This window comes from Deltaproteobacteria bacterium (genome assembly GCA_018668695.1).
GTDB lineage: Bacteria > Myxococcota > XYA12-FULL-58-9 > XYA12-FULL-58-9 > JABJBS01 > JABJBS01.
In genome coordinates this window covers 1-12136 of sequence record JABJBS010000316.1, presented here as the reverse complement: position 1 = coordinate 12136, position 12136 = coordinate 1, and the positions used below count along the sequence as shown (strand labels likewise).

The following is a 12136-nucleotide window of genomic DNA, read 5'->3' as shown; positions in this document are numbered from 1 at the left end:
CGCGGTATCGTGAAGAGCCTTAGAAATATTACTCATCATTTGCAGCGTCTGCTGCTGCTTCTGCAGCATATTCTGTAAGTCAACATTTGCCAGCTGCGCATCATCGCCGATGCTGTTGAGCTTGTCTTCCCAAGTTTGAATCTGGTCTTCTACTTGAGCCACTGTTGAACAGCCCGGCCCCGGCACTCCATTCGACATACCGAGTTCCATTCTCATTTTGGTATCAGGATCTGTTGAATCGAGCGGGCCGCCCCAATAAGCTTGGACCGCTGCCTGCGTAGAACCAAATATCTCGAGGGCCATGGCACCGGTGGGTCCATTGGTAGCCAAATCTGCATTGATCTCCGCTGAACTCTTATTGCTGTCATGAAGAATCTCGTGGGCCCACTTATCGTTTACGGGGTTCATCGCGGCATTCACCACATCCTGAACACTGGAGCTACCAGAGATGCCCAAGTCAACACCGAAGGCCGCTTCAATCAGCTCCACATCACCGGCCGCCAAGTTGGTTCGAGCCGTCGCGTTTTCCTCACCTGTCATATAATGCTGGAAATCTTCGTAGCTTGGGTTATCGGTGATGTTGTGAACATCGTCGTAGCCCTGCCCTGCTCCAAACTCACCATCCTTCACACTGCAATCACCAAGGTAACTCAAATAGCCGGCAACCAGGGTAAGTGCCCCATGAATTTGTTGCGGATCTTTCGACTCAAGTGCCTTCGTCAATTCACTGCTGATCTCTGGCGGTAAGTCACAACCATATGCCGTGTCGATAAGCCCCTGCGCCCGCTCCACACACTGTTCTGCGGATTGATTGTGCGCCATCGTATAAGCAGCCGCGCTCACACCATTACTAGAGTTCGATGCAAAGTAGGCATTCATTTGCCCCACCTGCTCTGCGGACCAAGTACTGCTATCATCGAAATCCGTAATACCAATGGACACCCCGTGCTCACGGGCACCGGTATTAAACTTTCTCAAATCGCTCAGGTGATCTCGCACCATTTCTTTTTGTTTATTGAAGTCTTTAACCTTCTCCGCATACATCCGGAGGTCTTCCGTATTTTGGCCATAAGCTTCCCGCAACACTTGCTGCACCAGTGCGTTAACATCTTGATAGTTGATGCTTGGACCGCTTTGAATCATCGCCGCAAAGTCTGTTTGTAATTGGTCGCTTGAGGCTGTGGTCAATTGCTGCGCGATGCTTGAAAGCTGCGCCATCTGAGTTGCCGATAAATTCGGCATGGAGCCCTGACCAGCAGATTGTAGGCCTAGGTTTTGTAAAACCTGATCAATGGGCGGCGTGATGTTCTCATAACCATCCACGGGACCGCTTGCTTGCGCTGTGGCCGCTTGGGCCGGTGCTTGTGACGCCTGTGGAATCGCCGCTGGATTCACTGGAATCGCGGCCGGATTTGGATTGGATCCAATTGGTGCTGACATAACTAATCTCCCTCTTCCCTAATGTTTAACTAAATTCTCGATTTATACCTGTGAAGGTTTACGTCGGCGCAGAGTCACCCAAAGGCCAAACAAGACCAATAGCCCAAGGCTCACCGGATCTGTGCTTTGACAACCACAGCCACCGTCATCGTTGTCACCCGCTCCATCTTCACCCACGAACCGCCCACTTGCTTCCACGTTGATTTCAGGAATGTCCTGAGCAACTAAGTCAGCGATATCGTCAGATGGCAATGTCGTATCTCCAGACCCTTCATCAGCCGATGATGCATCACCCTCGGTGTTAGGACTTGTCGCGCCTTGAGGTTGCCCGGGATTCTCTGCTCCACCTGGACCACCCCAGCGGCCGTAGACCGGCTCCTCGCAGGTTACCGGCTCTGTCCAAGCATGGCGGATGATGTAGCGGCCTTGGAAATTGTTGTAGCTCGCTGGCGTTGAGCCAACCTCCAGCGTCTGGTCGTTGTAACGCTCACGGCCGCCCACGATGGGCTCAGCCTCACTGAAAACCAAGTCATCACCCAGTGTATCCGAGCTGTAACGCAGGTGCATACGAGTCAATGTCCAATTGGCCCAAGGGTCGGCATCTATGACATCTGCACCCAGCGTTGCAAAATCATCGCGGTCTAGAGTCGGCCCTGGACAGGGATCGCATGTGGAAGCATCCCATGAATACTCCGTGACAGCGGCGCCTGGATTCAATGCGACAGTTTCATCAAAAAGCGTTCGGTAAAAGCTACCAAAGTCGTTGCGCACCTCATCGACCACCTCAATATTTGTGGGAATGGTCACGTTGGTTCGGTTGGCCACTTCATAGCGCTGCCCCAATCCCAAAGTGTAAACGATAAGGTCTTGGTCCCCTTGAGAGTTAATCAGACCAAGCCGAACCGGAAGGCTGAATTCGTTTGAGTCATAATAAAATCGAAGAGGCGAAAGAACTGCATTGCCCTCATTCATCGTGACTTCTTCCGCGTTAACCCGCGCAACAAAGAAATACATTCCGTTTTGAACGTAAGGCTCAAGGTAAGGCCCTGCACCTTCTGGAATGCTGTATTCATTATCTGTAAGCCAACCCGCCAGTGCCGTTGAGTCATTGGTGCTGAGAATTACAATATCGTATTCGCCTACGGCAAATTCAGCTTCAACAGTTACCTCGCCTCCGTCAGAAGCATCGTCCACGGCGCCACTCTCGGGCATCGCGTCCATATCGTCATCGTAATAGCGCGTTTCACAGGGGTCCATTTCCCAATACTCCACGAGGCGCGGCGCAGAGAGTGTGTCTATTTTCGCAAACAGTTCGGCCGAGAGCGTTCGAACATTCTCTTGCTGCAAAACCGTTGGGACTGGAACGACCATGGCAAAATTCTCAGGTGGCCCCTGATAATTATTCTGCATCGACAAAACGGTTCTTTGTCCGGCTCTCATCAGCACTGCTTGTGTTGCGTCGTTAAAGAGGCTGCTTTCACCGCCAGCGACATAAAATCCGCAGAAAGCTTGAGCGGCAGGAGCATAGCCGAATGCTCCACAAGCCATAGCCAGCGATAGAATAGTAGATAAAACTGAGTTAGAGCGTGTCATCAGAACCCCAAGGTGAATGGATACGGCAGGTTAACGGCGACTTTATCATAGCGCAACCAATGCCGTGATCTATAGCCAAAGCGTTCAATATTGGGTAAAAACCGAAGCTCACAGCCCCAGGAGATAACAATGGCCGGCGCCAACTCAACCAAGTCTATTTTTCTCGCACTGGGAGCCAACTTTGCCATTGCGGTCGCCAAAGGTGTAGCAGCTTTCATTACATCGTCAGGATCTATGCTTGCGGAGGCAATCCACTCGTTGGCCGACTGCGGCAACCAAGGGCTGCTCCTCTATGGGCTCAAGCACTCAAAAAAAGCCCCAAGCCCCGACCACCCACTGGGATACGGACGAGCCATCTATTTCTGGTCATTCATCGTAGCCTTGATGCTTTTTAGCATGGGCGGATTGTTTTCCATCTATGAGGGCATCCACAAACTCGACTCCACCGAACCGCTGAATAAGCCCTGGATCGCCATCGGCGTTCTTATCTTTGGTATCTTCGTAGAAGGCGCCGCCTTGGCGGGCTGCATCCGAGAGGTCAATAAGGAACGCGGTGACCGCTCTCTTTGGACCTGGTTTCGAGAAAGCCGAAGAAGCGAACTCATTGTAATTCTAGGAGAAGACGCTGCTGCTATTTGCGGGCTTAGCTTCGCCCTCGTTGCAGTCTCACTGGCGATGGTCACCGGTAACCCTATTTGGGATGCCGTTGGAAGTATCGGCATTGGTGTCTTGCTCGTGATTGTCGCCTTCTTCATCGCCAAAGAAATCATGGCGCTCCTGATTGGACAAAGTGCTGAGCCTCATATTGAAAAAGAAATTCGAGAGTTCATCGAGAGCCAGGATGACGTAGAAAAAGTGTTTAATCTACTCACCATGCAACTTGGTAGCGATTTAATGGTGGCCACCAAAGCACAAATGAAGCCACTTCCATCATCGGACGCCGTGGCAGAAGCCATCAACCGCTGTGAAGCAGCGATGAAAGAGAAATTCCCTCAGATTCTCTGGTCATTTTTCGAGCCGGATGTTCGAGACTGAATCAGTCGTCAAAAACGAAGATCAAGCCAGCTGCAGCCGGTAGCCTCAAGCTAAGCCCAACCGTAAACGTCCAAAAGGGTTCGGCTCCAATTTGCCGGTAACTGGTACCCGCCACCAAACCGATCCCCAGCTCACCTTTACCAACACCGGTGATAATCATAGGTTCAGAGCTGCTCGCGTTTCCATCATCAGCTCCCAGAAAAAAGCCCTCGGTGGTTCCAACCCATTCCACGCCAAGCCCGGTAAAAAAGCCAAAACCATGCCCGGTGGTATGGTTTAAGGAATCAAGCTCCTGGAGGTAGTCAGCATTGACGACCAGACCGATGCGCAGAGCTGTGGACTCGTCAGAGTCGGTGTAAAACCAATAATTGCCTTCGAGATAACCACCATTAAATTGCCGGTCGCTGCGCCCCGTACTCTCAGACAACAAAAGCCGCTCGTGCAAGTACCCCACGCCAAAGTCGTAATTGCGTTCCAACATGCTCTCGGAAAAACCAAGAGGAAAGGCTCCCACCCGAATATTCGAAGAACCAATCACAGGACTGAAGTCATCCGCCTGAAAATCTTCCGAGCCGTAGAGCTCGCCCACGGCCATACCGCCCTGGCCTTGAACCTTTAGCGGCGGGACCACATAGGGAATGATCACGCAGCCGCTGCAATAAAGTGAAACGACCAAAGGCAAAAATAGCTTACGAAACCACACCAAATTCTTAGTGTCTGTAATTAGCATAATCATCCTCAACGAAAATATTACGATTGAACCCATATAAAAAAGAATGCCGACACCAAAGCAAAAATTACCAATACATTCCCGGCGAAAAAAGTAAGCGCCCTCACCATTTTACGTCGCCGCTCTTCTTTACCCGTTTCTTTAGGGATTTTTATTATCGACGTCAGTGCCAAAACTAAAACCGCGACAATACCCACTGTAAAAGTACCGAAGCCAGCCATCATTTCCAAAACTGGACCATGAGCTAACGCTTGGATTGGCAAAAGCATCACCAAAACAAACCAAGTCAATTTGCTGAGCTTCATTTGTCTCACTTTGTTGATATCTTTAAGCCGAGTTCAAGCTCATAGGTTCAAGTCTCATTAGCCAGCTCAGGGTAAAAATCCTCTAAATCCCCCTGGCTCAATATCCGGCTTAAGACGTTGCAAAGCTCTTGAAATTCACCGCCAGACATCACCGAATGATTCAAACCGCCGCCCACCATCATCATCTCTCGGCCATCCTGCGTTTTGTTCATACCAATCAAACAAAACGTACTCGCCGTATGACCATAGGCTTGGCCACGGTTAAGAAGGTGCTGGGCATCTCCGCGAATTACAGAGGAAGCCGAAAAACCGCCCGCCTCGTATTTCAAATAAAGCGATGGAACTCGGTAAGCCATGAAATGGAGCATCCTCAACGCCAAGCGATTGTACCAAGTGTTTTTTCTGGTCTTGATAAAGCGGCCGATGGGTTTATCCAACAAATCTCCCTGAGCGTATGCACCTATCTCAGCCTGTATTTCTGGCACACCGCGCTTGTGGGGATTCTTAATCACCATACCCGAGAGAAAAGGGTCACCATTGTTGGCAACCATCACCGGCAGGTTCACACCGATGGTATCAAGCTCAAGCATCCGCGGTCCCATGAGCGAACGCAGCATCACCCGGTTGGCCGCTGGCTTCTCGGTGGCCATCAAGCCAATGGCTCGTATCATGACGGCAGTCGGGGAAAAGTGAACGCCGCGGTCAGCCGCAGCTCGAACCAGTTTCGTAACGTCGATGTCCAGATGAAAACCGAGGTGACAATAACCATTCCAAATAGCATCCAATTGATAGTCTAAAAACCACTCCTCAAGCGTCAGCTTGCGAATCCTCCCCATGGGAACCCTCCGTAAGTTGACGTTTGGACCATTTGGAAATGGGCAAGCCGTTTAGAAACTTCACCATACGGCTTAAGCAAGCATCCTCTTTAACAAGTCGTCCTATATTGAAACGCATGAAAGGAAATGCTTTTTCATCATCATCTTTAAGCACACCTAATAGAAGAACCGTCGCAAAGAGCTTCAGCTGGGTACTGAGCCAGCCTGTGAAGCCCTTTTTATTTTTCGCAACGGCAAAAACCTGCACATGACCAATGCCATTTTCATCAGCCGTGCAGCCCCAAAGCACATAAAGCGGCGGGACTTTCCAACCCAAATAAGGAACCTTTAAATCTGGACCATAGGTAAGAGAGACAATAGATCCTCCAGCTACTCGAGCATGGTAATTGACCCGCCCACCGAGCAACCAATTGGCCAATGTCCCTCGCCAGCCTTTCTTGGGTACCGTTCCATCAAGTTTCCAAGTTGCCATGTACTGACTGTGTTCATCAACCTCTAATTCAAAATCAATCTCGATATTGTGGACCGTCGCAAAATGCTGCAAATCGATTCCGCCCACCATCATGACATGGTGGTGAGCATAGAGAACCAAATTCGCCACACACCAGCCACTGACCTCTTCGTTTTCGAGCCCAGATGGCTTGGGTACAGGATAAGGCGCCTCGGGCGCAGAGTAGACCCAGATATACCCGTAGGCCTCTTCCACCGGCCAAGACTGAACCGCTGCCAGTCTTGGAGCAACACCGCAGCGACTTCCCGTCAATTCTCCATCTTTACCGTAACGCCATTGATGAAAATAACATTCAATTTGGCCATCGACGACACGGCCGTTGGCAAGGTCTGCACCCATGTGTGGACAAAACGCATCTAAAGCGGCCAGGTCGCCTTCATGGGTTCGGTACACACATACGCGTTGAAAGGTAAGGAGAAAGGAGTCTGCTTTTCCCTTTTTGAGATGCTTTGAAGAGCAAACGGGGTACCAGCCCTCTGGAACCACGTCAGGGTTATTAAAAACCCTATGGGTTTTTAAAGGCTGAGTCCCTAGGTTTTCAAACCGGGTATGGCCATCGGTCGGGGCCTTGCGCATATCACTCCTCTTCTGAAGGAAGCGTATCGAATTCGCGAGGCCCTTGCCAATTAGCTAAATAATCGACGCCTAATAAACGAACGCCAAATTCCCATGAGGAACGCCGCGATAAAGAGAAAACCGGCAGCACCACTTGAGGTGGACGAGCATGCGCAGCCTGAAGACGACGCTACCCCAATCTCAGGAACATCATCGCGCACAAGGTCGCTTAAAGCTTCTGATGCCCCTCCGAGCCCATAAGAGCCTGTACTTGCTGCATCTGATTCACCTGTTGTGTTTGGGCTTTGAGACGTTTGGGTATCTGAAGAACTCTCGCCTCCAGGAGGGCCTCCCCAACGGCCAAACACCGGTAGCTCACAAGTGATGGGTAGATTCCAGCGGTGGCGAATTATGTAACGGCCCTGGAAGTTATTAAAATTGGCAAAGCTCGCTGTTTCTTCAAGTTCACCCGAGTCGTTGTAGAGCTCTCGTCCGCCCACAACTGGCCCAGCCTCTGCAAATACCAAATCATCGCCGAGAGTTTCTGCAGAGTAACGCATGTGAAGGCGAGTCAACGTCCAACCCCAAAGTTGGCCATCAGTCGCTACATCAGCACCAAGTGTGAGTAGGTCTTGAGAATCCAAAGTTGGACCCGGACAAGGGTCACAAGTTGAAGCATCCCAGGAGTACTCGGTCACCGCAGCGTTCGGTGAATACTCCAGAGTGGCATCAAAGAGTGTGCGGTAAAATCCACCGAAATCTTCTCGAACATCATTCACGACTTCAATATTGGTTGGGATGAACACGTTCTCTCGGTTGGCAAGCTCATATCGTTGCCCCTGACCAAGCGTGTAAACAATGAGGTCTTGCTCACCTTGTGAGTTGATTAGCCCAAGCCGTACCGGGAGAGAAAAAGTCTCTGCATCATAATGAAACCGGATCGGAGACAGTACCGCCTGTTCGCCGTTCATCGTCACCTTTGTAATATCAACCTTAGCAACGAAAAAATACATGCCCTCTTGCACGTAGGGTTCAAAGTATGGCGAAGCGCCCTCTGGAATAGAATAGTCGTTGTCTTGTAACCACGTATCAAGTGCGGTTGCGTCGTTGGTGCTAAGCACCACAATATCGTACTCACCGACGCTAAACTCAGCCTCTACCTGAACGCCGCCGCCGCCACCGCTATCAGCTTCCGCTGAGTCCATCGTCGCAGAATTAAGCATATCCCGTCCCTCATCTGGGGGCTGTACGTAGCAAGGGTCTTGCTCCCAATACTCGACCAAACGGGGGGCAGAAAGTTGATCCATCTTTTGAAAGAGAGAAACAGGAAGGGTCTTCACCGACGTCTCTTGTAAAACTACCGGGACCGGTATGACCATCGCGAAGTTCTCAGGCGGACCTTGATAGTTGTTCTGCATGGAAAGGACCGTAGTCGTCCCAGACCGCATCATAGCCACCTGCGTGGCATCGTTAAATAAAGTGCTCTCGCCACCTGCTACATAAAAACCGCAAAATGCCGCAGCGGAACTCGCCCATCCAAATGTGCTTAATAAGACCAGCCAAGCACAGCTTTTCAATGTCGTCGAGATTGTCTGTTTGAAGCTCATCAAAGGTCTCCTCTTAGGTTCACCCTATGGATAAGCACCAATTGTGCCAATATTCACATCTGAACACAAACCAGTAAGCCGTCGAAAAGACTATGTTATTAAAGATGCCTGCCTTGAGAGGAAAAGAAAAAGAGTAGCCAGAGGTTGACTTGTATACATGTGTATACAGGGGTTGAGATCAGCAACGATGCTCACAGAGTTCACGTGTATCCATGCATTCATCGACAAATTCAATGTCACAGGCTTGGCCCTCGGACGGCGTACAGGAAAAGAAATCTGAAAGGCATCCCCACATACACCCTGGGTTCTTAGACTCAGCATCAGCGTTTACACAGGCGTCCAACTCTTGAACCAAAGCGCCATCGCTTAAGTCCATCGCTCCAGCATCAGAGCCGCACTCTAAAGCCAGCACACAAGACTCCACCTCCGGCGAGGTAACTTCACTGAGAATGAAACGCTCCCACAGGTGATTCAGAACCGCTGCGTCTTCAGTGGTCACGCAGGCTGGTCCGCTCGGCGATAAACCGCATTGAGACGAAAGCTTTGCCGAGACCTCGACCACATCCGGCGCGTAGCAACCGGTGAATACGAGAGAAAGAAGGACGACGAAGAGAAATTTAAGAGCAGAAGCCATGGTAGATCCTCCAGATCCGGGTCTGGGATGCGAAGACGCGACGTAGTCTTTACATCCAAATTCAGTCCCCCAGAAACGGCGATTGAAGCCTCATCAACAACGCGGTCAAAGATACATTACTGAAACGCAGCAACGTACCTTCAGAGCAATCTCCACTTTATAACCAGAATCGAAATACGAATTGTTCTGGTGAAAAAGCCGCGTAGCTTACGAGCACTACAACCTTTGCTTCTCCCCAAATCCCCTTGGCGAATGTTATAGAGTAATAGGATTACCTACAATTGCAACACTAAACCTACAACCGAATACATAACGCGAAACGTCAATCGATCAGATTGTACTTTGAGCGGCCATAACCTGCCCAGAAAGCAGCTCGAGCTGCTCACGGCAGAAAGCACCACAGCGGGTGTAGCGTGTAATCGCGAGGCGTCTGGCATCTCCACCGCGATAAAAAATGCTCGCGATGATTCCCTCATTAAGGAGCTCTGAACTCAAGCTGACCGAGAGGTAACAAGTATTGATGGCTTGGCCTTCATCATCACCCAAAATGAGTTCCACAACTTCGTCAACGTGTTCCTCAACGCCAAGCTGAAGCAGCGAGATAAGTGATATTCGATGCAGGCTTGGGTTACCTGAGTCGAGCTGTTTCTCGAGATACTCAAGAAAGCTCGTATCCCCCACTTTTCCAACAGCATATATCGCACTGATTTTATGCCCTAAGTTTTCTGAGTAGAGCATCGTGGTCAACGCTGCCTTCACTTGAAAACGAGACTTGGGATAAGCCCATAGAGAAACAATCGCATTGGCTCGAATTCGAGGTGTCTCGTGCTTAAGATAGGGCATGAGTATACTGACAACACCTGGGTAAGACATGTGCCTTAAACCATCAATCGCATTCGCGACAATACGGTCATCTTCCGATTCAAGTTCTTGCATCACAAACTTCACGGAAGCCTCTGGTGCGGCATGCTGAACAAACGTCTTGATAGCCATCGCCCGAGCCACGTTCGAAAAGCTGTTCAAACATATGTCTTTAAGCATTTCGATGGTTCGGAACTGCAAAAATGGGTCGAAGTCCTTGAAGTTCAGCTCGTCCACATAACGCAAAATCGCAATTCTCAACGAAGCATCTACCTCGGGCGTTAATAAGTTTAAAATATCTGGAAGTGGCTTACTCGTCTTCAGCGAGGCAAATGTCTTCAAGATATTAATCCGGGTCGCCAAGTCATCACCCTCGAGGAGCTGGTAAAGAAAATGCTCGTATTCGTCCTGATGTTCTAAGCGATCGTAAAGTGCGGTCGCATTACGGCGCTCTTCCTCATCGCCCGTCTTTAGCAAAGAGATGACTTCCTTGTTGAAACCCTCACGGGCCCGAAACGCAGCAACCATTAAAAATAAGAGAGCCACCCCAAGCACCCCGGCCGTGAATTTAGTAAAGCCTGCAATGGCAAGACCAACGAGGGCTGCCCCCAAAGATTGAGGCAAGATCTCGCCAAATAGGCGAATCTGATCACGGTAGCGCTCGGGATAAAGGCCAATCTCTGTGTTCACCGCAAGAGCCTTAAAGCTTGCTGCGGAAAGCTCGAAGCAGAGATAAACAACCACCGCCACCACAAAGGTTCGAAAAGAGATGTAGGCAAAGCCAACGATACTGGCCAAGCCACTGCACACCAACAAAACCGAACCCAGTCGTACCAATCTAACCAAGATTGGAAAAACAAAAGCACTCACCAACGAGCCCAAGGCCGAGCCACTCAAAGCCAGCATGCCGTACAAGGCGGTTAAGTTAGCCCCCGAAGCCTGAAACTCTGCTGCTACCAAACTCAAGAAAGCCGTGTAGGTAAATCCCCATAGAAAGATCCACAAACTCATTCTCGGCAGAAGTTGGTATTGCCGAAACAAATCAATAATTCCTAATTTTTCCTCTTCCTCTTTTGGCCCATCTTCATCCTCTTCGTCATCTAGGAAGAAAAATGCGGAGTTTTCTTTGCTTTCCTCGGTTCTCGTCAAACTCAGAGCCAAGGCAATCACGCCGCACTCAATCAAGAACCAAGCTGGGAAATAATATTCTTTGGGAAAACCCAAGTTGGAAAGCATGGCGAGAATCGAGCCACAGAAAACACCGATCTGCGCAGCCATTCCCATCCAGGGAAAAAGGCGCTTAGATTCAAAGGGACTAATATACGCCAAAGCAACTGACCAGTTACTGAAGTAAATAAGTAAACCGAATCCCACAATGCAAAAGAATGCAAGCTGAGCCTGAATGGCGGGGTTTTCAATCACGAGACAAGTTGCCGCAACGAGAGCAAGGATACCGTGCAGAAACAAGAATCGCATAATCGCCGGGTAACGTTTACTGGCAACCGACATCAATACAACAGCGCTCACCGTTATGACTGCTGCCATCGAGTAAGCGGAACCAAGCCGTTCAGAGCCGTAGTTACTGATAATCAATTCGAGAGCAAAACAGGTTACAGCGGTACGAATCGTGTAAGACGATAAGAATGTCAGGAAAATAACCCATTGGTAGGACGTCATGACCATTCTTTAGACCCAACAGCGCTTCAACCCCAAACATGGGGTGACTAAAATTCAAGCAAATCTAGATATGAAAGTATCGCATGGACGGGTGCTAACACAACAAAGACGCTAAACCAGCTTCGTGGATTTCTAAAACAAGACGGGTATTTAGACACGAAAAAAGGGGCTTAACGCCCCTTTCCTCTTTTTACCAGCTCGATTTAGGGGAATTAGCCAGCCATTGGGTTTAAAACGTAGGGAGAGTAAATCGTTACTTTGCCGTCTTGTGGCGTAGGGAATGTCCACTTGCTTACATTACGCGTAACACATCGGTTTAAGCGTCGGCTCTTCATGGTGTCGTCTACAACGT

The 12136-nt window shown here is 49.8% G+C and carries 10 protein-coding genes; 1 reads left to right on the top strand and 9 read right to left on the bottom strand.

Annotated features, from left to right (window positions below):
* Positions 1 to 1440: hypothetical protein (locus tag HOK28_17465; protein ID MBT6434890.1), on the bottom strand; the 1440-nt coding region annotated here is incomplete at its 3' end.
* Positions 1441 to 1482: 42 nt separating this feature from the next.
* A complete protein-coding gene (locus HOK28_17460) occupies positions 1483 to 2988 on the bottom strand; it encodes a DUF2330 domain-containing protein (protein ID MBT6434889.1) in 1506 nt (501 codons plus the stop codon).
* A gap of 174 nt (positions 2989 to 3162) precedes the next feature.
* Between HOK28_17460 and HOK28_17455 the strand changes: the two genes are divergently transcribed.
* Positions 3163 to 4068, top strand: coding sequence for a cation transporter (locus tag HOK28_17455; protein ID MBT6434888.1), 906 nt, complete (start codon positions 3163 to 3165; stop codon positions 4066 to 4068).
* Position 4069: 1 nt separating this feature from the next.
* Here the strand turns inward: HOK28_17455 and HOK28_17450 are convergent, their stop codons facing one another.
* The 7 genes from HOK28_17450 to HOK28_17420 form a co-directional block, all read right to left on the bottom strand.
* A complete protein-coding gene (locus HOK28_17450; protein MBT6434887.1) occupies positions 4070 to 4798 on the bottom strand; it encodes a hypothetical protein in 729 nt (242 codons plus the stop codon).
* Between the two features lie 20 nt (positions 4799 to 4818).
* The gene (locus HOK28_17445; protein MBT6434886.1) at positions 4819 to 5112 is read right to left on the bottom strand and encodes a hypothetical protein; all 294 of its coding nucleotides are present in this window, start codon (positions 5110 to 5112) and stop codon (positions 4819 to 4821) included.
* A 38-nt stretch (positions 5113 to 5150) separates the two neighbouring features.
* Positions 5151 to 5939: a hypothetical protein gene (locus tag HOK28_17440; protein MBT6434885.1), complete on the bottom strand. Its 789-nt coding sequence runs from the start codon at positions 5937 to 5939 to the stop codon at positions 5151 to 5153.
* Positions 5911 to 7026, bottom strand: a complete 1116-nt coding sequence (locus HOK28_17435; protein ID MBT6434884.1) for a Rieske 2Fe-2S domain-containing protein — start codon at positions 7024 to 7026, stop codon at positions 5911 to 5913. The genes HOK28_17440 and HOK28_17435 overlap by 29 nt, the downstream gene beginning before the upstream one ends.
* Positions 7027 to 7076: 50 nt before the next feature.
* A complete protein-coding gene (locus HOK28_17430; GenBank protein ID MBT6434883.1) occupies positions 7077 to 8612 on the bottom strand; it encodes a DUF2330 domain-containing protein in 1536 nt (511 codons plus the stop codon).
* Positions 8613 to 8790: 178 nt separating this feature from the next.
* Entirely contained in the window at positions 8791 to 9246 is a 456-nt protein-coding gene (locus HOK28_17425; GenBank protein MBT6434882.1) for a hypothetical protein, read from the bottom strand.
* Positions 9247 to 9576: 330 nt separating this feature from the next.
* Positions 9577 to 11784: a hypothetical protein gene (locus tag HOK28_17420; GenBank protein ID MBT6434881.1), complete on the bottom strand. Its 2208-nt coding sequence runs from the start codon at positions 11782 to 11784 to the stop codon at positions 9577 to 9579.
* Positions 11785 to 12136 lie beyond the last annotated feature (352 nt).

Excerpts from the sequence above, each read along its gene's own strand:
- HOK28_17450 (MBT6434887.1), bottom strand. The coding sequence starts at position 4,798 with ATGCTAATTACAGACACTAAGAATTTGGTGTGGTTTCGTAAGCTATTT.
- HOK28_17430 (MBT6434883.1), bottom strand. The coding sequence starts at position 8,612 with ATGAGCTTCAAACAGACAATCTCGACGACATTGAAAAGCTGTGCTTGG.
- HOK28_17420 (MBT6434881.1), bottom strand. The coding sequence starts at position 11,784 with ATGACGTCCTACCAATGGGTTATTTTCCTGACATTCTTATCGTCTTAC.
- HOK28_17460 (MBT6434889.1), bottom strand. The coding sequence starts at position 2,988 with ATGGCTTGTGGAGCATTCGGCTATGCTCCTGCCGCTCAAGCTTTCTGC.
- HOK28_17425 (MBT6434882.1), bottom strand. The coding sequence starts at position 9,246 with ATGGCTTCTGCTCTTAAATTTCTCTTCGTCGTCCTTCTTTCTCTCGTA.
- HOK28_17440 (MBT6434885.1), bottom strand. The coding sequence starts at position 5,939 with ATGGGGAGGATTCGCAAGCTGACGCTTGAGGAGTGGTTTTTAGACTAT.
- HOK28_17435 (MBT6434884.1), bottom strand. The coding sequence starts at position 7,026 with ATGCGCAAGGCCCCGACCGATGGCCATACCCGGTTTGAAAACCTAGGG.
- HOK28_17455 (MBT6434888.1), top strand. The coding sequence starts at position 3,163 with ATGGCCGGCGCCAACTCAACCAAGTCTATTTTTCTCGCACTGGGAGCC.